The following is a 20,386-nucleotide window of genomic DNA, read 5'->3' on the forward strand; positions in this document are numbered from 1 at the left end:
CTATGTTCGCGGCCTCGTTTGGAGGGGGAGCATTGGAACCCTCATTTGCTGAGAGCCAAACACCACAATCCGGAAACGTCATGCAAGTCTCTGTACAGGGCCGTCATGTCGATGTGAGCGATGCTTTTCGCAAGCACGTCGAGGAGGCGCTAGACACTATTCTCGACAAGTACTTCGGTGATGCAATCGAAGCTGCGGTGACCATCTCCCGCGAGGCACACCTCTTCAAGGTGACCATCTCCGCGCATATTGGTCACGAGGTCGATGCGATCGGTACGGCCGAGGCTGATCAGCCTTACGCCGCCTTCGATGCGGCGGCTGAGCACTTGGCCAAACGCCTGCGGCGCCACAAACGGCGGCTGCGCGACCATCGTCGAACGGATCGCGAAGCAACGGAAACGCTGCAGGCGCAGCACTACATTCTTCTTGGCGACGAGGCCGAGGAGTCTATCGGAAAGAACGGCAGCGACGAGGTGGCAGAGGATTTGCCGCTGGTTGTCGCCGAAATGACGACGGAAGTTCCGACCTTGACCGTGAGTCAGGCGGTAATGCGTTTGGATCTGGGTGATTTGGGCGCTCTTTTATTCCGCAACAGCAGCCATGGGGGTCTGAATATGGTCCACCGCCGTGAAGACGGAAACATCGGATGGATCGACCCACAGGGAAATGGCTCGAAATAACCTTTATAGCAAAGGCGCGAACCATGGAGCTCACTGAGCTGATTGGCCCCGATAGTGTAATCTGCAACCTGCGCGTGAGCAGCAAAAAGCAAGCCCTGCAAGAGCTTGCAAAACGCGCGGCACAGCTTACAGGGCGCCCCGAACGGGCGATTTTTGAAGTTTTGACAGAACGTGAGCGCTTAGGGACAACGGGCGTCGGAAACGGCATTGCCATCCCGCATGGCAAGCTTCCCGATCTCGATCGTCTTTACGCTTTGTTCGCCAGATTGGAGCAGCCGATCGACTTCGATTCCATCGATGAACAGCCTGTCGATCTGATCTGTGTGTTGCTCGCACCGGAAACCGCTGGCGCCGATCACTTGAAGGCCCTCGCCAGAGTCAGCCGGATCTTACGCGACAGGGGCACTTGCGAGAAGATGCGTGGAGCCGATTCCAGTGATGGCCTTTTCGCGATCCTGTCGCAGCCCGAAGGCAGCGAAGCCGCCTAGCTTCGTCAACGCCGGTAGCAGCACGAAAAGATCGCGTCCCGGTTTAGCCCTAAGCGGGCCTTCTTGACGACACACACGCCTGCCAACCTTGCGCCCTTTCCAAAGGACGCAAGGCAGGTTTATCCATGAAATGGCGTCGAGACTATGATGTGATTGTTGTTGGCGCCAGCTTCGCCGGGCTATCGGCCGCCCGGGCGTTGGCTCAACGTGGGCAGCAGGTAGCCGTTCTCGAAAAGCAGAAGGAACCGGGTGCGCGACCTCACACCACAGGAATTCTGGTGAAGGAGGCCGCTGAACTGCTGTGCCCGCCCGCACCGCTGGTTCATAAGATTCACGACGTTCTTCTCTATGCCCCCAGCATGAAGCGACTGGCGCTATCTGCACCGGGCTACTACTTCCTGACCACCGAAACCGGCGCCCTGTTACGCTGGATGGCCCAGCGCACCCGGGACGGCGGGGTTGATATTATTCCCGGCCGCGTGTTCGAAACTGCGCGATACCAACGCGGCGGCCTGCTTGTTGAAGGCGAAATACCGCTTACCTGCCGTTATCTTATAGGGGCCGACGGCGCCCGCTCGCAGGTTGCCAAAGCCTTCGGCCTCGCTCGGAACCGCCGCTGGCTCACCGGCATGGAGCTTCATGTATCTGGCCTGAGCGGCATCGGTGATGATGCTCTCCATTGCTTTCTGGACCGCCGGCTAGCGCCAGGATACATCGCCTGGGCCGTACCCGGTGTGGGCGGCGTCACGCAAGTGGGAATGGCCTTTCGCGATCCACGGGGGCAACGGCCGCGAGACCGTTGGGGTCTTATCATGAAAAAGCTTGAGAGCCTTGCCGATGTTTCACAAGCCAAGACCGTGGGCCGCCGCGCCGGTATCATTCCAACTGGCGGCCCCATTTCGCCTTTCGCGGCAAAACAAGTCATGCTGATCGGCGACGCGGCGGGCTGGGTGTCGCCGCTCACGGGAGGCGGTATACATCTCGCCTTAGACAGCGGGCGGCAAGCCGGAATGGCGGTCGCCGATTACCTCGAAGATGGAGGGCTCGAGCCGTCACGCATAATGGCGCGGCGCCTATCCAATTTTACCTTCAAACGCCTTTTGCGTCTCATTGCAGACCGGGCACCGCCTGATCTGGCGCAGAATCTACTGCTCGAAACGCCGCCGTTCGTTTGGCTGGCGCGGCAAATCTATTTTCACAAGCGCCTGGGATTGCCGAAGCTTACCGGACTGGGATCCTTTCTCGATCCAGTCAGTGAACGCTAACCGGCTCCAGTTCGTTCTCCCGAATTGCCAAGGACGCCGCTTCGCGCGTGGGTACAAGACCAACCATTTCGCCATTGGCGGAGTGAATGGCAACCAACGGCTGCCCTTCGACCACCACCGGCTTCATGTAAGCAATAAACTCAAGCCCAAGGGTGGCAAGCTCGTGCTGCGACATGGTTGGCTTGGATTCCGATTGCATTCTCATATCTCACGCTCCTTTTCTAGCCGTCTTCGTGAGCGCTCGCTCATTCCGCTGCCTTGCCTGTGATCGTCTGCGGCTTGGTCTTCGGATTCGACTTGATTTCGATGGTTTTGACCTCGGGCTCGCTCAATGGGCGCAACAGTTCTACGTGCAACAACCCGCTATCGAGCGTGGCGCCCGTAACCTCTATCCCCTCGGCCAGAACAAAATTGCGTTGGAACTGCCTGGCGGCAATGCCTCGATGCAGATAGATGCGCTCCTGGTCATCTGATTGCTTTCCACGGATCACAAGCTGTTTGTCCTCTATCTGGACTGACAGTTCATCCGGCTGGAATCCGGCAACGGCCAGCGTTATGCGAAGTCGATGTTCGCCAACCTGTTCTACGTTGTAGGGCGGATACCCGTCCCCGGCCGCCTTGCTGATGCGGTCCAGTGTGCGCTCGAACTCGTCGAATCCCAGCAACAACGGGCTATTAAATAAGGATAAGCGCGACATAGTCTAAAATCCTCCTCCGCATGAGCAAGGATGTGGGTCCAATCGGCTCTGACGATTATGGCGACGCACCAGCGTCCGCTACGCAGCAACCGATTGTCACCCCATACCGGCGGTGACTAATAAAAGATGGTGAAGCCGGTTAAACGGGTCAAGGTCCGATCCGATTGCCCTCAAATTGGCATTGTTAAGCTTTTGTTAGAAATCTTGGACTAATTCTATAGATCGGCAAAAACCCATCAGAATTAGGGGGTGGGGGCCGGCAAATAGAGGAGCCAGAGCAAGCCGTGATCGTGCTTACTGGACGTCAGGATAGCCGTAAGCGAGCCCGGATGGCGGAAGTGGCCACCGCGCGACGGCCATTTCTTTACCTGATCGTAGGTATGTTTACGGTAATTGCGGCCTGGGGTTACGTCGCGTCGCTGCAATCGAGCCTGCAGGCCCCTTGGACCACGGACTTTATGCGCCTTACCCTGGCCAGCACACAGATGCTTGCCGGTCAGGACCCTTACAGCGCCCCCCTGGCCGAAGCAGAGTACCTCCAACAAATCACCAGCATCTCGCGCACGACAGCCGGTCGGCATGAGACCTTGGAATCTCCAACGGTGCTCCTGCTCCTAGCGCCTTTCGCACACCTTGAGGCGGCGACGGCATTCCTGATCTGGGTCGCCATTTCCGTTCTGGCGGGCATAGCGAGCTTATTGCTGATTGAAGAGCGTCTCGGGGGATTTCATACCGATACCAACCTACAAGCCGGGCCGCACCGCTTTGCGTTGTTGCTCTCGGCGACGATTTTCTTCTATCCAACGTGGGTATCCCTGGTCATCGGACAAACTGGTTTCGTCACCCTGCTGTTCTTGACGCTGGGTTGGGGCTGGGCCCGCGATGGCCGCGACGAGCGTGCTGGATTTGCGCTCGGTCTAGCCGTATCGCTAATGCCCGCACTCATTGTCCTTGCATTCTATCTGCTTTCACTAGGTCGCCTGCGCATCCTGGCAACCGCGATACTGGCCACGCTTGTTGGGCTGTTTATCCCTGCCGTCATCATCGATATCGCCGTGCTGCAGGGTTATTTTACGGCACTCGGAGCGGTGAACTGGTTTGGGGCGGGTTGGAACGGGTCCTTGGTGGGCTTTCTAGCGCCCCTATTTGGAAACTCCGCCAACGCGCCGCTGATTGAGGCCGCCTGGTTGACGCCATTACTGATCCTCGCCGCAACAATCTTTGCCCTTCGGGCCTTGTGGAAGTTCGGCCGCATGGTCACTTCGATCGAACAGAAACTTGGTACGGAGCGCGCGAAACCCATCTTCGACCAAGGTTTCGCGCTGTGCCTACCTTTGGCGCTTTTATTGTCGCCGCTCGGATGGCTCCATAATTTCGTTCTCCTGCTACCGGCTTTCTGTATCGGTTTGGAGGCCTGCGCCCGCCGACCGCGCGATTGGCGCTGGCGAGAGCGTATCCTGCTTGCCTGGATACTTTGTGCGATGCCCTACCCTGTGCTGCGCGCTGAAAACAACGACAGCCTGATCCAGTGGTTCGGCTATCCGGCATTCGACACCTACGCCCTGATCATCCTTGCAGTGACGATCGCTGGGCTGTGTCAACGCGAAGCCTCGGCTTTGCTTCGTCGCAGCCGGCATCTGTCCAAGAGCAAAGAACTTGAACCGCCCTCGTCACAGGATACTGGCGCCGCAGATCAGAGTGATGAGCAAAGCAGTGATGACGAAATCATAGAATCCGATGGCCGGGATACGCGAGGTGCGACGCCTCCAACGTCCGGCAAGTTGGCATTGCCATAACCCACCGAGCAATCCGGCCGTGCGCCCGGAGCGTTTCAGAGACAACAAAACCCCCGGGTTTGGCCCGGGGGTTTTGATGGTGGAGCTGGACGGGATCGAACCGACGACCTCTACAATGCCATTGTAGCGCTCTCCCAACTGAGCTACAGCCCCCTATGGTTCACGCCTGCGAACCGGGGGTCCACAGGTTGGGAGAAACGGAAACTAGTGGGCGTGAGGCCGCACTTCAAGCGAAAAAATTCCGGCGAGCGTCTGCGGGCTCATCGTTCCTCTTTCTCATCATCCAGGTCAATGTCCAGATCATCTTCGAGGTCGCCGTCGTCGAGTTCGTCGGCGTCAGCCAAAAGGTCGTCGTCGTCGAGATCGCCATCATCCAGCTCGTCGTCTTCGTCATCGACCGGATCTTCGGCGTCCAGGGTCGGTTTCACCTTACCGCCGCCCTCGACATCATCCTCGTCCTCGTCCGCGATATCGTCGTCGAGCTCTTCTTCCGCGAGCTCATCCAAAGAAAGGTCGCCTTCGTCCTCGTCATCCTCGAGATCATCGATCTCATCCGATTCTTCGTCGTCGAGATCCTTCACCTTCGGTTTTGCCTTCGGTTTCGGGGGTGTCGACGGCTTGACTCTGCGCGCGCGCAAGAACGCGTCGGGATCAAACTCCGTTTCACATTTGGGGCAGACGATTGGCGTCTTGCTGAAGTCGTAGTATTTGGTGCCACACGACTGACACACTCGCTTGGTTCCCCAATCTGCTTTCGCCACGAGGATACCCTCCTTAACTCAGTCTCTTTTGAACGCTCCCGACACGGCTTGGCCGGCATTCGCTGCCAGCGGTTTTACGCCCCGGATAGTTTGGCCAATTGCCATGATCTCCGTCGGCTGTCAAAAGATAAATCCATCCTTCCGCACAACCTGTCGCGGGCAGCTTGTCGGATTGGCGTTTTCCGGGTACAGCTTGCCGGCCAGAGGTCGGGAGCGCGGTAGCGCTTAAATCAAGGCTTTAGACGGCCCATCCTTTCCATGAATGCGGCGGGGACGCCTGCCAGGAAGGCTTGACGGGAAATGACGATGTTGAACGCGGCGCCTGCAGGAGCTTTGAAGGGTGACGCACGTGTGCCGGGTGACAAATCAATATCACACCGGGCGCTAATGCTGGGTGGCTTGGCTCTGGGGGAAACCACGGTGACAGGCCTGCTCGAAGGCGAGGACGTCATGGCGACAGCGGCGGCCATGCGTGAACTGGGTGCGATGGTCGAGCGGCAAGCCGATGGTAGCTGGCGCATTCTGGGTAGGGGCGTGGGATCCTTGCGTGAGCCTTCGAGTGTGTTGGATCTCGGCAATTCAGGCACGTCGGCGCGGTTGTTATCCGGCATCCTTGCAAGCCATCCACTGACCGCCGTCGTCACCGGGGACGCGTCTCTTTGCAAGCGGCCCATGGGGCGCGTCATCGAGCCGCTGCGGGCTATGGGCGGCGAATTCCAAACGCGCGAAGGCGGCAGACTGCCGATGACGGTGATCGGTAGCGACGCCTTGATTCCGGTGGAATACACGCTTCCCGTACCCTCGGCACAAGTCAAATCGGCAATTTTGTTCGCGGGTCTGAATACTGCAGGTAACACCAGCGTCATCGAAACCACGCCGACGCGCGATCACAGCGAGCGTATGCTGCGCGCCTTCGGCGCCGAGCTTACCGTTGAGCCAAGTGATAACGGGACCCGAATCACGCTCGTCGGTCAGGCGGAGTTGAAAGGCTGTTCTGTGGCGGTGCCTGCGGATCCTTCCTCCGCCGCCTTTCCTTTGGTGGCAGCCCTTTTACTCCCAGGGTCGGAAGTGCGGCTGCCGAGCGTCGGCATGAATCCGCAGCGCATCGGCCTGATCGAGGTTCTTCGTGAAATGGGCGGCGACATCACTATCGAGAATCTGCGTGATGCGGCTGGAGAGCCGGTGGCCGACCTGCTGGTCCGCGCCTCCAAGCTACAAGGAATTTGCGTTCCTGCCGAAAGGGCCGCGTCCATGATTGACGAGTACCCTATCCTGGCAGTTGCCGCCGCTGCCGCCGAGGGACGTACGGAGATGCAGGGGCTGGGCGAACTGCGGGTCAAGGAAAGCGACCGCCTGGCTGTCATGGCGCGCGGCCTGGAGGCCTGCGGCGTTACGACGGAAGAGGGCGAGGACTGGCTCACGGTCGTCGGGACCGGTGGGTCCGTGACCGGCGGCGCCCTTATCGAAGCGGAACTCGATCACCGTATCGCCATGAGCTTTCTCGTGCTTGGGTCAATCAGTGAAAAAGGGGTCCGTATCGACGATGGATCGCCAATCGACACCTCCTTTCCCGGGTTCGTTGATCTGATGAACAATCTCGGCGCCCGGATCACCACGGGAGCTCCCTGATGATCGTCGCGGTTGATGGTCCGTCCGGTGCGGGCAAGGGCACCTTGGCGCGGCGGCTTGCCGAACGATTGAACTTTGCCTATCTCGATACCGGCGCGCTCTATCGCGCTGTCGCTTCGCGTGTGTTGAGCGAAGGCGGTAATCCAGCAGACGAGAAGACCGCTACGGCCGTCGCTCGTGCTTTGGTTCCCGCGGATATGACACGCGCGGACCTACGCAGCGAAACCACGTCGCAAGGCGCCAGTAAAGTCGCGGCTCTTATTCCCGTGCGCCAAGCTCTGCTCGACTTTCAACGAAGCTTCGCCACCCGGCCGCCAGGGAACAAGGAAGGTGCGGTTTTAGATGGCCGGGACATTGGCACGGTGGTCTGCCCGGAGGCCGAAGCCAAGCTTTTCCTGACGGCGAGCGCAGAAGAACGTGCGCGCCGACGCCATAAAGAGTTGCTAGATCGCGGCGAGAAGGCTATATACGCCCGCGTTCTGGAAGAAATGCATGAACGCGACCGCCGGGATAGCGAAAGATCCGCTGCTCCGCTTGTCGCAGCCGAAGATGCCGTTCTTCTTGATACGACCGATCTCAGCATAGAGGCCGTTTTTGAAAAGGCTCTTGCTGTTGTGCTCTCGCGCATGGAACCCCGCGAGCCGGCACGAAGAACATAGGAAAGGGTTCCGTAACGCGTTAGCTGTTCGATCGACCGCCCGACCGTTCCCCCCGCAAAAGCCTTTGCGGGAACGAAGCCGGGAAGACCGCCGGAAAAACCGGTAGGCCCGAATAGTTGCGATTTGTTCCAAAAGGAGCCATTTCACAATGGCCAACACTGCAAGCGACACCTCCAAAAAAGAAGATTTTGCAGCACTGCTCAACGAGAGCCTCGGTGAGACCGAGCGCCTGGAAGGCAGCGTGCTGCGCGGGACCGTCATTTCCATCGAAGGCGACGACGTTCTGGTTGACGTCGGCCTGAAATCGGAAGGCCGGGTCGCGCTCAAGGAATTCAGCAGCCCCGGAAAGCAGGCCGAGTTAAAGCCTGGCGACGAGGTCGAGGTTTATCTCGAACGCATGGAAAACCGCAACGGTGAAGCCATGCTGAGTCGCGAGAAGGCCCGCCGGGAAGAGTCATGGAACCAACTCGAGAAGGCTTTTGAGGCCGCCGAGCGCGTCACCGGCGCAATCTTTGGCCGGGTCAAGGGCGGTTTCACCGTCGACCTGGGCGGCGCCGTGGCGTTTTTGCCTGGCAGCCAAGTCGATATCCGCCCGGTGCGCGATGTCGGCCCTCTAATGGGCACGCCGCAACCGTTCCAGATTCTCAAGATGGACCGCAGCCGCGGCAATATCGTGGTGTCACGCCGCGCCGTGTTGGAAGAGACCCGCGCCGAGCAGCGCGCCGAGGTCGTTTCCAATCTTCAGGAAGGCCAGGTCCTGCAGGGCGTGGTCAAGAACATCACCGACTACGGCGCCTTCGTTGATCTGGGCGGCGTCGACGGTCTGTTGCACGTCACGGATATTTCCTGGAAGCGTATCAACCATCCTTCCGAGGTCCTGGCCATTGGCCAGTCCGTCGATGTTCAGGTCATTCGCTTCAATTCCGAAACACAGCGTATCAGCTTGGGCATGAAGCAGCTTGAGGCTGATCCCTGGGAAGGCGTCGCCGCGAAGTACCCGGTCGGAACGAAGTTCGTCGGCCGCGTCACGAACATCACCGACTACGGTGCCTTTGTGGAGCTGGAACCCGGAATCGAGGGTCTTGTGCACGTCTCCGAGATGAGCTGGACCAAGAAGAATATCCACCCAGGCAAGATCGTTTCCACCTCGCAGGAGGTCGAAGTGATGGTGCTTGACGTGGACGAGCAGAAGCGCCGTATCAGCCTTGGCCTGAAGCAAACCATGGACAATCCATGGGAGTCCTTCCAGGACAACTTCCCGGTCGGCACGGAACTCGAAGGCGAGATCAAGAACATCACCGAGTTCGGTTTGTTCGTGGGCCTTCCCGGCGACATCGACGGCATGGTGCACCTTTCCGATCTGTCATGGGAAAAGTCCGGCGAAGACGCCATTCAGGACTTCACCAAGGCAGAAATGGTCAAGGTCAAGATCCTGGACGTCGACGTCACCAAGGAGCGGATCAGCCTCGGAATCAAGCAGCTTGAGAGCGATCCTTTCGCAAGCGCCGTCGAAGGCGTCAAGAAAGGCGATGTCGTCACCTGCACGGTTACCGAAGTGAACGACGCCGGTGTCGAGGTTGCCATCGCAGACGGAGCCGTCGGCTTCATCCGCAAGGCCGACCTGGCACGCGACCGTAGCGATCAGCGCCCCGACCGCTTCGCCGTTGGCGAGAAGGTCGATGCCAAGATCACCAACGTCGACCGCAAGAGCCGCAAGCTCTCGCTGTCGATCAAAGCGCGTGAGATTGAGGAAGAGAAGGAAGCGATGGACACCTACGGGTCCAGCGATTCCGGCGCTTCCCTGGGCGAAATCCTCGGGGCCGCTCTGTCACAGGCCAAGCAGGGTGCCGAAGAAAAGGCAGAGCCGAAGAAGGCCGCCGCAAAGCCGAAGAAAGCCGCAACGAAGGCCAAGAAGGCCGATGACGCAGCTGACGATAAGGCTGATGAGAAGGCCGAAGGCGAGGACGAGAGCGACGCCTAAGGCATACGGCGACCGGGTTACATCCGGTGCTGTGATGTCCCGTTGAAGATCAGGCCCCCTTCCAGCGATGGAACGGGGCCTTTTCTTTCCCTGTTCCATAGGAGCCACGATATCGGAGAAACCACGTTGTATTTTGGGAAAATCCTTCCAAAAGAAGTACTTAGGGTTGACTGTGCGGCTCCGCTCTGGCAGCGTCGCTGAATAAGCTTTGTTGGAGCGGATTTTGGGGGTCGTTCCAGATAAGCCGATAATAAGGGAATCAAGGGAGGCACGCCCGTCATCGGGCGGCACCTGGCAGGGGAGACGCCAGCATGACGAAATCGGAACTGATTCAGCGTATCGCGGAAATGAACCCGCATTTGTACCACCGCGACGTTGAGCGCATCGTCAATACTATTTTCGAGGAAATCACCCAAGCTTTGACACGCGGCGACCGCGTCGAATTGCGAGGATTCGGGGCGTTCTCGATCAAGCAACGTGACTCACGTATTGGCCGCAACCCGCGCACCGGAGACAAGGTTAAGGTCGATGCCAAGGCCGTGCCCTACTTCAAGACAGGCAAACAGCTCCGCGAACTTTTGAACGATTAGTAAAAGCGGTTTCTGGTAAGGGCTCTACCCAAGACGCTGCTCGCCTGCTAGCTTTGGGCGTCATTGAGTTGAAGCGGGAAAGCCTAGGGTGAAGCGGATATCCTGGATCATAACCATTCCGGTCACGATACTTATCGTGGTCTTTGTGCTATCGAACCGTCAGGTCGTAGAGATCGATGTCTGGCCGCTTGAGTTATCGTTATCCGGTCCACTGTATCTCGTCATGATACTGGCGCTTATTCTTGGGTTTGTGATTGGCGCAGGGGCGATGTGGGTTTCGTCAGGCGCCAGCCGTAAAAGGGCGCGCCAAGCAGAGCGGCAAGTCCGGTCACTGAATGCCGAGGTCGCCCGCCTGAAGCGGGAACAAGAGCAAGATACGACCGGCCCTGCAACTGCCTCGGCGACGGCTGCCCTTCCCAAAGCCCAAGCTACGAGCCTGCGCGCCTGATCGAAGGCGCTTCCCCGCAACGCCCGAACAGAACCCGCCATTCGTGACCCGGAGCCTAAAACTGCGCCCATGATGAACCAGAGCAAGATTGGAACCCTCTTACAAAAGGGCGCGGCTCTGCAGCGTGCCGGCGATTTGAAGAAAGCCGAAGGGTTCTATCGTCAGGTGCTCAAGCTGGACCGCCGAAATCCAGACGCGCTGCATCTTCTGGGGACCGTTCTGCATCTGACCGGGCGCAGTAAACAGGGCCTGAAAGTTCTGGAGGAAGCCGTTGCCGTACAGGCGAGCAACGCTGCCTTTCGCCGTTCCCTGGCGCAAATCCTGCTGGCTCTTGACCAAACGGGGAAGGCCCGCGTTCAGCTTGAAAAAGCAATTGCCCTTGACCCAAACTTTGTGGCCGCGCGCGCAAATCTAGGCGAGCTTCTGGGCAAGAGCGGCGAACATGAAGAGGCCGTCCGCCAGTTCAGGTCGGCCCTTGAGCATTTCCCGGCCCACCCGGCTCTCAACAACAATCTCGGCAACAGCCTGCTAAAGCTCCAGAAGTTCCAGGAGGCCCACGACGCCTTCACCACCGCGCTGCAGGGCGACCCGTCACTGGCAACGGCTTGGGAAGGGCTGGCAGACGTGCTGGTCGAACTTGATCAGGATGAAGCCGCCTGGAGGCTGCTCAAGGAAGCCGTCGCCCGGTTCGGCGACAACCCCCGCCTCCTGACCAAATGCGGCGGCCTTGCCCAGCAGTTCGGAGCCTTTGAAGAAGCCGGGACATTGCTGCGCAAAGCGCTGGCGATTGATCCTCACACCTATCCGGCGATCAATCGGATCGCTCACATACAGAAGTTTAAGGCCGATGACCCTCTGCTAAAGGAAATGCATCGCCTTTGGCAGGATGCGCGTCCCGAGGGAGACGACAGACATGCCCTGGCCTTTGCGCTCGGTAAAGCAGAAGCCGATTGTGGCAACTATGATTCCGCCTTCGCCTTCTATGCGGAGGGCAATCGTCTCCGGCGGCCGGAGTATCAGTACGACCGAAATGAGGCGCGCGCCGAGAACGAAGATCTGATAGCACGCTACGATGCCGCCCTTTTCAAGGCGAAGCAGGGTATCGGCGCAATGGACCGCAGACCGGTCTTCGTGGTCGGGATGCCGCGTTCGGGAACGACCTTGACGGAGCAGATTCTGGCGGCCCATCCGTCCGTTGTCGGTGTCGGGGAAGCCCGGGCCATGAGCCGGATCGCCAAACATGCTCCCCAGGACCCCTTGACGCTCGTGGCGCAGGAGGCCGAAGCGCTTGGCGCCGCTTATCTGGATCATGTCGTCGCCATGGCCGGACCTGAGGCCGAGAGAATCATCGACAAGATGCCACACAACTTCCAAAGGTTGGGGTTGATAGCGCTGGTGCTACCGGGCGCGCGCATCATACATTGCCGACGGGACCCAGCCGACACTTGCCTGTCGATCTTTTTCCAGTCATTCGGTGGCTACTTACCCTTCGCCTATGACCTTGAAGAGTTAGGCGCGGCTTATCAGGATTACCGTCGCCTCATGGCGCACTGGAAAAACGTGCTGCCCCTGCCGATGTTCGACCTTGATTACGAAGCATTGGTGGAGGACACCGAACGCGAAGCAAGACGCTTGCTCTCTTTCCTAGATCTGCCCTGGGACCCGGCCGTTTTGAGCCACCACGAGGCGTCGCACGAGGTAAAGACCGCCAGCCATTGGCAGGTCCGCCAACCCGTCTATCAATCAAGCCTCGGTCGGTGGAAGCGCTACGAAAAGCACCTCGGCCCGTTACTGCCCTATCTGGAGACACTCGAGGAGGCTTGACAGCAATTCCCCTGACGGGCATGCCAGGGTCCCAAGCGCCATCATTGAGTTCTGCAACCGGCCTGGAGAAGTAGCATGAGCCGTCTCACGCCCCATGAGCGCGTATTGGTCGCACTCGACACCCAAGACCTTGAACGCGCTGCGGCGCTAGTCAGCGATCTTCGCGGGAGCGTTGGCGGTTTCAAGATTGGCAAGGAATTCTTCACCAGCCACGGACCTGACGGCGTGCGCGCTTGCGTTGGCAGCCATCCCTTGTTTCTGGACCTGAAATACCATGACATCCCGAACACGGTTGCCAGCGCCGTACGGGCAGCCTTGCACCTCCATCCGCAAATGCTGAACGTCCATGCCTCGGGGGGCCGCGCGATGATGGAGGCCGCCGCGGAAGCGGCCCGAGAAGCGGCAGAGGATTTGGAGATGGATCGACCGCTGGTGCTGGGCGTGACGGTCCTGACCAGCCTGGACGATGCCGATCTGGCGGAGATCGGCCAGCAAGGCAACACCGCGGAGGCGGTCGTCCGCTTGGCCAAGCTGGCCAAGGCAAGTGGTCTTGACGGCGTGGTTTGCAGCCCCAAGGAGATCACAATCCTGCGCAAGGCATGCGGTCCGGATTTCGCATTGGTCGTCCCTGGAATAAGGCCCTCCTGGGCCGCGAGCGGTGATCAAAAAAGGGTCATGACACCCGCGGAAGCCGTCGCAGCGGGTGCCGATTATCTGGTCATAGGGCGTCCCATCACCGGTGACCCCGACCCCGCCAGCGCGGCCAAACGTATTCGCGCAGAACTGGAAGCGGTATGAGTTTGTCACCCGGCGCTCCCTCAAATCGTTCCTCAGGCCATGCCGGACCGCCGCCCGGGCCCGTTGCAAACCTGGATATCGGCGCAGCCGTTCGGGCCGTCTTCGCATCGATCTTCAAGCATCCCGGCGCGGTCTTGCGGACGCTTTTTCTGCCCGCGCTACTGACCAGCTTCCTGGCTGTGCTGCAGAAGGACCTGCCACTCGACGATCCCGCGCGGTTTTTTGCACTACCCTTGGCCGTTCTGCCGATGACGTTGGCCGCCGTGACCTGGCACCGATTCCAGTTGCTGGGCGAGGCGCCGGGATCGCTTCCGCGCGTCGGGCGCCCCTACTTGGCGTTTTACATCTGGTTCTGGGTCGTCTGGCTTATCGTCTTTCTGTCCGTACTCCTGGTGACGACGCCGCTCTCCTTGCTGATCGCAGCGCTTGGCGATTCCGGGCTGGCCGACGCCGCCTTCCCGATCATTCTGGCATTGGCATTCGCAGCCTCGGCGGCCGTCTATTTGAGGCTTTGCTTCGTCTTTCCAGCCAGCGCATTGGGCGAGCGTTACGGTCTGGGCGATTCCTGGCGCCAGACCAAAGGCCAGACACTTCGCATCTTCATCGTGGCGTTGATGACCAGTGTTCCCGTCGTTCTAGTCACCTTGATGGTAGCGGCCATGTTGGCCGATACCCTGGGGCACGATCCGGCCAAGCCTTATGGCTTGCCGCTTTCGGTCATCCTACTTTTTTCATTTGCCCAGCTCTTGATGGTGCTGCCCTTCATCTCCACGCTCTCCGTCGCCTTCCGCCAGATCAGTGGCTGGGTCTCGCCAGAGTAGGGCCATGCTTGGGCCGATCAGCCCGGGAACCCCTCTCTACCACTGGACGGATGGGGTTTGCTGCATTACCTATGCGCCATGGCTATAGAGGCAAAAATTTGCGGTCTTAGGGACGCGGCTTCCGTGAACGCGGCGCTGAAGGGCGGCGCGCGTTACATCGGCTTCGTCTTCTATCCACCCAGCCCCCGCTCGATCACACCGGCGACGGCTGCCGAATTGGCCCGCCATGCTGCGGGGCGGGCGGGTTGCGTAGGGCTGTTTGTGGATCCGGACGATGATACTCTCGCCAGCATTACCCGCGCCGTTCCGCTGGATATGATTCAGTTGCATGGCGATGAATCGCCGGCCCGCGTCGCCGACATTCGTGAGCGTTACGGCCGGCCCGTCATGAAGGCCCTGAAGATCTCGGTTCCCGAAGACCTCGCGGGCGTCGAGGCATACCTGCCGGTGGCCGACAGGCTGCTCTTCGATGCTAAGGCGCCAAAAGGCAAGGCCGATGCGCTTCCAGGAGGCAATGCCGTCGCCTTTGACTGGCGTATCCTGGCGGGCAAAAGTTGGCCGCGCCCCTGGATGCTGGCAGGCGGCATCAATCCGGAGAACCTAGCCGAGGCCGTTGAGGTTTCCGGCGCAAGGTCGGTTGATGTGTCGTCAGGGGTTGAAGTAAAACCCGGGCAGAAGGATCCGGAGCGCATCGCCCTCTTCCTACAAAAGGCCCGATCGCTTTGAATCCGGCCGTTTGATCGGCAACCGGCGGTAGCCTGCGTCTTGCAGCGATCTCCGTCTTGCGGCAGAGTGCGCCCGCGTGATCTAGGAAAGTTCGAGAACCATGTCTCATTCACCCAATACATTCCGCGCCGGCCCCGATGAACAGGGGCGCTTTGGCATCTTCGGCGGTCGTTTCGTCGCCGAAACTTTGATGCCGTTGATCTTGGAGGTCGAAAAGGCCTATCAGGCCGCCAAGGATGACGCCGGGTTCTGGGCCGAGTTCGAGTACTTCCTCAAGCATTATGTCGGGCGGCCCAGTCCTTTGTATTTCGCCGAGCGGCTGACCGACCATCTGGGCGGCGCCAAGATCTACTTCAAGCGCGATGAGCTCAATCACACCGGCGCGCACAAGATCAACAACTGCCTGGGCCAAATGCTGCTCGCCAAGCGCATGGGCAAAAAGCGCATTATTGCTGAAACCGGTGCCGGGCAGCATGGCGTGGCCACGGCCACCGTTTGCGCGCGCTTCGATCTGCCCTGCGTCGTCTACATGGGCGAGGAAGACATCAAGCGTCAGGCGCCCAACGTCTTTCGCATGAAGTTGCTAGGGGCCGAAGTCGTGCCGGTGAAATCGGGAACCCGGACCCTCAAGGATGCCATGAACGAAGCGTTGCGGGATTGGGTCGCAAACGTCGAGGACACATTCTACATCATCGGCACCGTGGCCGGTCCGCATCCCTATCCCGCGATGGTCCGTGATTTCCAGTCCGTGATCGGGCAGGAGGTACGCTGGCAGTTGGAAGAACAGGAAGGTGAGGGCCGCTTGCCTGATAGTCTGGTCGCAGCGATCGGCGGCGGATCCAATGCCATGGGCCTGTTTCATCCCTTCCTTGACGACCCGAGTGTTCAGATGTTCGGCGTGGAAGCGGCGGGCCTTGGATTGGAGACGCACAAGCACGCCGCGTCGCTGACCGGTGGACGGCCCGGCGTTCTGCACGGCAACCGAACCTATTTGCTGCAAAGCGAAGACGGACAGATCCTCGACGCACATTCGATCTCCGCCGGGCTCGACTATCCGGGCATCGGGCCCGAGCATTCCTGGTTGCACGAACAAGGGCGCGTCAAATACCTCGCCGTCACCGACCAGGAAGCGCTGGAGGCCTTCAAGCTATGTTCTGCGTTGGAGGGCATTCTGCCTGCTCTCGAGCCGGCACACGCCCTAGCCGTGGTTTCGAAGCTCGCCCCCGGCCTAAGCAACGACCACATCATGGTGATGAATCTCTGCGGTCGCGGCGACAAGGATATCTTCAGTGTCGCAGAACACCTTGGCGTTAAGCTCTAGAGCGCAGGAAAGGGGCCAGACAGCTATGATCGAAAGCCATGCCGATTCCGGACGCCTGACCAAACGTTTCGCCAGCCTGGCGGCGGAGAATCGAGGCGGACTCGTAACGTTCATGACGGCCGGCGACCCGGACCTGCAAACTGCGTCTGCCATTCTTTCAGGCCTGCCTGCGGCAGGCGCCGACGTCATTGAAATAGGCATGCCCTTTTCGGATCCTATGGCGGATGGCCCCGCCATTCAGGCTGCCGGCCTGCGTGCGCTCAAGGGCGGCATGACGCTTGCCAAGACCCTGGAAATGGTTCGCGGGTTTCGCAAGCAAGATCAGGAAACGCCTTTGGTTCTGATGGGCTACTACAATCCGATTTACGCCTACGGCAACGAACGCTTCTTGAATGAAGCCAGAGACAGCGGCGTGGACGGTCTTATTATTGTCGACCTTCCCCCTGAAGAGGATGCCGAGCTTTGTATTCCGGCGCTAAAAGCCGGTTTGAATTTTATCCGGCTGGCAACGCCGACAACCGACGAGAAGCGCCTGCCAAAGGTGATGCAGAACACCAGCGGGTTTGTCTACTATGTCTCGATCCTTGGGATTACCGGAACACACTCCGCCGCCGCTACAGACGTGGCCGAGGCAGTTGCCAGGTTGAAGCGGCATAGCGACCTGCCGGTCGCGGTTGGTTTTGGAATCAAAACCGCCGAGCAGGCGCGAGAGATCGCCCGCGTTGCCGATGCTGCGGTTGTCGGTTCCGCGTTGGTGGACTGCCTCAAGGCCACGCTCGACGAAGACGGCAAGGCACAGCCAGCTACGATCAATACTGTGCTAGACTTCGTCAAAGGTTTGGCCGCAGGAGTTCGGTCCGGCCGTTCGTAGACAAAAAGCGCTAAGCCGGGTGTCGGAAAGGCTTTAAGGGGTAGCATGAACTGGATCAACAACTACGTTCGCCCAAAGATTCGCGCGCTGGTGAAAAGCCGCGAGGTTCCTGACAATCTTTGGGATAAATGTCCAAGTTGCGGACAGATGATCTTCCATAAGGAACTGGAAAAGAACCTTCGCGTCTGCACCCATTGCAATCATCATTTGCGGCTCGCGGCAAAAGACCGCTTGGCGATGTTGTTTGATGACGGCGACTACACCCGGGTTGATCTGCCTAAGATCAATATTGATCCGTTGAAGTTCCGTGATCGTAAGAAATACAGCGACCGCCTGAAGGAATCGCAGAGCAAGACGGGTGAGCAGGATGCGATCCTCGTTGCACACGGCGAGGTCGCGGGCTTGCCCACCGTCATAGCTTGTTTCGACTTTTCCTTCATGGGTGGTTCGATGGGTATGGCCGTTGGCGAGGGATTGCTGACCGCGGCGCGCACGGCCGTTTCGCGAAAAGCCGCTTTGCTGGTGATACCGGCGTCGGGCGGCGCGCGCATGCAGGAGGGAATTTTATCCCTGATGCAGATGCCAAGAAGCATCATCGCACTGGATCAGGTGAAAGAGGCGGGGCTTCCCTATATCGTGCTGTTGACCGACCCAACGACTGGCGGTGTTTCCGCTTCCTTTGCGATGCTGGGCGACATTACGCTTTCGGAACCGGGCGCCATTATCGGCTTTGCCGGTCGGCGCGTCATTGAAGAGACCATCCGCGAGCAGCTGCCTCCCGATTTCCAGACTGCCGAGTATCTTTTGGAACACGGGATGGTTGATCGGGTCGTGGATCGCCGTGAGCTCAAGGAAGATTTAGGCCGCGTCCTCTCTTTGTTGATGAAGCCGGAAAAGGCGTCACGTGCCGGGTCAGGTCAGAAAACTGCGAGCAAATCGTCTTCTGAGGAAAAGAAGATGAAGGATTCCAATAAGGCGGCGCGCAGCGAGGCAGATCTTGAAGACGAACACGATTCCAAGTGACGTCATCCTTGAGCGGCTGCTCCATCTACATCCGAAGATAATCGATCTATCGCTTGGCAGATTGGAGCGCTTACTTACGCTTCTGGGGAATCCTGAGCGGTCGCTTCCTCCCGTCGTACATGTCGCCGGCACGAACGGTAAGGGCTCCTGCATCGCCTACCTACGCGCCATGGCAGAGACGGCGGGGCTGAGTGTCCATGTTTATAGCTCTCCGCATCTCGTTCGATTTCATGAGCGTATTCGCCTGGCCGGAAAGCTGATCGACGAAACACGACTGTCGGACCTTTTGGAGCGTTGCGAGCAAGCCAATGGCGGTGAGCCGATTACGTTCTTTGAAATCACTACCGCAGCCGCCTTTCTCGCATTCTCGGAGGAGCCCGCAGACATCCTCCTGCTGGAAGTCGGCTTGGGTGGTCGGTTGGATGCGACCAACGTTGTGTCTCATCCAGCGCTCTCCATCATTACACCGGTATCGTTGGACCATATGCAGTACCTGGGTACGACACTGGAAAGCATCGCCTTCGAGAAGGCCGGTATCCTAAAGCCGGGCGTTCCCGCCGTGATTGGGCCACAACCCGCGTTGGCGATGGAGACCATCGCGCGCCACGCAAAGATTATCGCCGCCCCACTGCATGCTTTCGGTAGCGATTGGAAGATCGAGTCTCACGGCGAAGGCTTGGTCTTTACCTGCAATGGCACTGAGGAGGTCGTACCGCGGCCCAACCTCTACGGTACACATCAGGCGGAGAATGCGGGTGTCGCGCTCATGGCTGCCCGGTTGCTGGAAAAGCAGGGATTTGAGATTTCAGCTTCAGCACGGGGACTTGGGCTGGTTTCAGCGGAGTGGCCCGCAAGGCTGCAGCATATAACGGCTGGGACCTTGGCTTCGCTGTTGCCTCACGGCTGGGAGCTATGGCTTGACGGTGGACACAATGAAAGCGCCGGGAAAGCTTTGGCCGCAACACTGGGCGCCTGGTCGGACAAGCCGCTTCACCTGATTTATGGAATGCTGAACACCAAGGCCGCCGGGGCCTTCCTAGCGCCTTTGGCAAAAAGCGCCCATAACCTGCAAGCAGTCGCGATTCCCGGCGAACCAAACTCGTTGAGCGCTGAAGAAGCGGCCACCTTCGCTAGGGAAGCGGGATTTGACGCCACGGCCTTCCCATCGGTCCCGGACGCGCTTCGGGCCCTCACCAAGGCCGCAGCAAACAGCTCCGAGCCGCCCGGCCGGGTTCTTATCTGCGGATCCCTATATCTGGCCGGACGTGTTCTGGCCCTGAACGAATTGCCGGACCTTTCGGCCTAAAAGTGATAACGCACCCCGGCGGTCCAGAAGGTAGAGCCGCTGTCGGTTCCGTTGTAGAGACCGAATACGCCCGACCGGTGGTGTAGGCGGAGGACCAGCTCGAGGTCCTTCTGGTCGGGCGGAGCGAAAGTGACTTCGGGCGAGAACATGTTCATCCAATGGGTTTTCTTGCCGCTGTTGCGGCTCTGCTCGTGATCCGAAATCTTGGTCGAATAGTTCGGCCCCCAGAAGGCAACGCCCAGCGTCGTATAAACGTAGTCGTTCCACGGAAAGCGGTCCCAGCGTGCAACGGCGGCCGCCCAGATTTCGGTCAGGTCCTCGTCCCCAAACCGCTGCGCAACGCCCGCCTCGACTTCAAACGAGAGGCCGAAGTCAAAACGATGAACTCGGTAGGATCCTGTTATTGCGACCAACCCCGTGTTCAACGCATCCGCACTGAAAGGGTCGTAGAACAACCGGGAGAAATTACCGTTCAAAAGCCGCCCCCCATAAACGGTAACGGCCATGGGCTTACTGATTGCGGGCGGCGTCGGCTTTTCCGGAGGAACCTGCGCGTGGACGGGTGCGCTTAGAAGCAACACCGCGAACATAACGAAAAAGCCTGTAAGGAGGACGCTAGGTCGCACTCTCCCACAACTCAAAATCTTAAAAAAAGACAAAATACAAAACCTCTCCCGGGAACACACTTCTTGGCCGCTGGT

General features: G+C 59.2%; 21 protein-coding genes and 1 tRNA gene. 17 read left to right on the forward strand and 5 right to left on the reverse strand.

Annotated elements, in window-relative coordinates:
* Window positions 1-80: 80 nt before the first annotated feature.
* The 3 genes from raiA (at window position 81) to ABIE63_RS04715 (ending at window position 2,433) form a co-directional block, all read left to right on the forward strand.
* The gene (gene raiA / locus ABIE63_RS04705) at window positions 81-680 is read left to right on the forward strand and encodes a ribosome-associated translation inhibitor RaiA (protein ID WP_354503249.1); all 600 of its coding nucleotides are present in this window, start codon (window positions 81-83) and stop codon (window positions 678-680) included.
* Between the two features lie 23 nt (window positions 681-703).
* Complete coding sequence (ptsN, locus tag ABIE63_RS04710; RefSeq protein ID WP_183414815.1) at window positions 704-1,168, forward strand: PTS IIA-like nitrogen regulatory protein PtsN; 465 nt, start codon at window positions 704-706, stop codon at window positions 1,166-1,168.
* Between the two features lie 125 nt (window positions 1,169-1,293).
* Entirely contained in the window at window positions 1,294-2,433 is a 1,140-nt protein-coding gene (locus ABIE63_RS04715; protein ID WP_354503251.1) for an NAD(P)/FAD-dependent oxidoreductase, read from the forward strand.
* Here ABIE63_RS04715 and ABIE63_RS04720 read toward each other — a convergent pair.
* Both ABIE63_RS04720 and ABIE63_RS04725 read right to left on the reverse strand, forming a co-directional pair.
* Window positions 2,420-2,638, reverse strand: a complete 219-nt coding sequence (locus tag ABIE63_RS04720) for a DUF1150 family protein (RefSeq protein WP_354503253.1) — start codon at window positions 2,636-2,638, stop codon at window positions 2,420-2,422. The genes ABIE63_RS04715 and ABIE63_RS04720 overlap by 14 nt on opposite strands.
* 40 nt (window positions 2,639-2,678) lie before the next feature.
* Window positions 2,679-3,131, reverse strand: coding sequence for an Hsp20 family protein (locus ABIE63_RS04725; RefSeq protein WP_183414818.1), 453 nt, complete (start codon window positions 3,129-3,131; stop codon window positions 2,679-2,681).
* A gap of 284 nt (window positions 3,132-3,415) precedes the next feature.
* On the opposite strand from ABIE63_RS04725, the gene ABIE63_RS04730 reads away from it, so the two are divergent.
* Window positions 3,416-4,927 carry a glycosyltransferase family 87 protein gene (locus tag ABIE63_RS04730; RefSeq protein ID WP_354503255.1) on the forward strand — a complete coding sequence of 504 codons (1,512 nt, stop codon included), beginning with the start codon at window positions 3,416-3,418 and terminating at the stop codon, window positions 4,925-4,927.
* A 77-nt stretch (window positions 4,928-5,004) separates the two neighbouring features.
* On the opposite strand, the gene ABIE63_RS04735 is transcribed toward ABIE63_RS04730, so the two are convergent.
* A tRNA-Ala gene (locus tag ABIE63_RS04735) sits at window positions 5,005-5,080 on the reverse strand.
* Between the two features lie 107 nt (window positions 5,081-5,187).
* The gene (locus ABIE63_RS04740) at window positions 5,188-5,688 is read right to left on the reverse strand and encodes a TIGR02300 family protein (protein ID WP_354503257.1); all 501 of its coding nucleotides are present in this window, start codon (window positions 5,686-5,688) and stop codon (window positions 5,188-5,190) included.
* A gap of 300 nt (window positions 5,689-5,988) precedes the next feature.
* On the opposite strand from ABIE63_RS04740, the gene aroA reads away from it, so the two are divergent.
* The 13 genes from aroA to ABIE63_RS04805 all read left to right on the forward strand — a co-directional run bounded on the left by aroA (window position 5,989) and on the right by ABIE63_RS04805 (window position 19,685).
* The gene (gene aroA, locus ABIE63_RS04745) at window positions 5,989-7,317 is read left to right on the forward strand and encodes a 3-phosphoshikimate 1-carboxyvinyltransferase (RefSeq protein WP_354503259.1); all 1,329 of its coding nucleotides are present in this window, start codon (window positions 5,989-5,991) and stop codon (window positions 7,315-7,317) included.
* Window positions 7,317-7,976, forward strand: a complete 660-nt coding sequence (cmk, locus tag ABIE63_RS04750) for a (d)CMP kinase (protein ID WP_354503262.1) — start codon at window positions 7,317-7,319, stop codon at window positions 7,974-7,976. Before aroA ends, cmk begins: the two co-directional genes overlap by 1 nt.
* Before the next feature lie 148 nt (window positions 7,977-8,124).
* Entirely contained in the window at window positions 8,125-9,957 is a 1,833-nt protein-coding gene (gene rpsA, locus ABIE63_RS04755) for a 30S ribosomal protein S1 (RefSeq protein ID WP_354503264.1), read from the forward strand.
* A 311-nt stretch (window positions 9,958-10,268) separates the two neighbouring features.
* On the forward strand, window positions 10,269-10,547 hold the full coding sequence (gene ihfB / locus ABIE63_RS04760; RefSeq protein ID WP_183414824.1) for an integration host factor subunit beta: 279 nt from the start codon (window positions 10,269-10,271) through the stop codon (window positions 10,545-10,547).
* A gap of 88 nt (window positions 10,548-10,635) precedes the next feature.
* Window positions 10,636-10,995: a LapA family protein gene (locus ABIE63_RS04765; RefSeq protein WP_354503265.1), complete on the forward strand. Its 360-nt coding sequence runs from the start codon at window positions 10,636-10,638 to the stop codon at window positions 10,993-10,995.
* A 69-nt stretch (window positions 10,996-11,064) separates the two neighbouring features.
* Window positions 11,065-12,819 (forward strand): sulfotransferase, encoded by a 1,755-nt coding sequence (locus ABIE63_RS04770; protein ID WP_354503267.1) that lies wholly within the window; start codon window positions 11,065-11,067, stop codon window positions 12,817-12,819.
* A gap of 75 nt (window positions 12,820-12,894) precedes the next feature.
* A complete protein-coding gene (gene pyrF / locus ABIE63_RS04775) occupies window positions 12,895-13,617 on the forward strand; it encodes an orotidine-5'-phosphate decarboxylase (RefSeq protein ID WP_354503269.1) in 723 nt (240 codons plus the stop codon).
* Window positions 13,614-14,438, forward strand: a complete 825-nt coding sequence (locus ABIE63_RS04780) for a hypothetical protein (protein ID WP_354503270.1) — start codon at window positions 13,614-13,616, stop codon at window positions 14,436-14,438. Before pyrF ends, ABIE63_RS04780 begins: the two co-directional genes overlap by 4 nt.
* Window positions 14,439-14,516: 78 nt before the next feature.
* Window positions 14,517-15,164, forward strand: a complete 648-nt coding sequence (locus tag ABIE63_RS04785; RefSeq protein WP_354503698.1) for a phosphoribosylanthranilate isomerase — start codon at window positions 14,517-14,519, stop codon at window positions 15,162-15,164.
* A 100-nt stretch (window positions 15,165-15,264) separates the two neighbouring features.
* Window positions 15,265-16,485, forward strand: coding sequence for a tryptophan synthase subunit beta (gene trpB / locus ABIE63_RS04790; protein WP_354503272.1), 1,221 nt, complete (start codon window positions 15,265-15,267; stop codon window positions 16,483-16,485).
* 25 nt (window positions 16,486-16,510) lie between these two features.
* The gene (gene trpA, locus ABIE63_RS04795; protein WP_354503275.1) at window positions 16,511-17,356 is read left to right on the forward strand and encodes a tryptophan synthase subunit alpha; all 846 of its coding nucleotides are present in this window, start codon (window positions 16,511-16,513) and stop codon (window positions 17,354-17,356) included.
* Window positions 17,357-17,401: 45 nt separating this feature from the next.
* On the forward strand, window positions 17,402-18,379 hold the full coding sequence (gene accD / locus ABIE63_RS04800; protein ID WP_354503276.1) for an acetyl-CoA carboxylase, carboxyltransferase subunit beta: 978 nt from the start codon (window positions 17,402-17,404) through the stop codon (window positions 18,377-18,379).
* Window positions 18,354-19,685 carry a folylpolyglutamate synthase/dihydrofolate synthase family protein gene (locus ABIE63_RS04805; protein WP_354503279.1) on the forward strand — a complete coding sequence of 444 codons (1,332 nt, stop codon included), beginning with the start codon at window positions 18,354-18,356 and terminating at the stop codon, window positions 19,683-19,685. Before accD ends, ABIE63_RS04805 begins: the two co-directional genes overlap by 26 nt.
* On the opposite strand, the gene ABIE63_RS04810 is transcribed toward ABIE63_RS04805, so the two are convergent.
* Window positions 19,682-20,311 (reverse strand): hypothetical protein, encoded by a 630-nt coding sequence (locus tag ABIE63_RS04810; protein WP_354503280.1) that lies wholly within the window; start codon window positions 20,309-20,311, stop codon window positions 19,682-19,684. The genes ABIE63_RS04805 and ABIE63_RS04810 overlap by 4 nt on opposite strands.
* Window positions 20,312-20,386: the final 75 nt, after the last annotated feature.

The sequence above is a fragment of the Limibacillus sp. MBR-115 genome, from assembly GCF_040549425.1.
GTDB classification, from domain to species: domain Bacteria; phylum Pseudomonadota; class Alphaproteobacteria; order Kiloniellales; family CECT-8803; genus Limibacillus; species Limibacillus halophilus.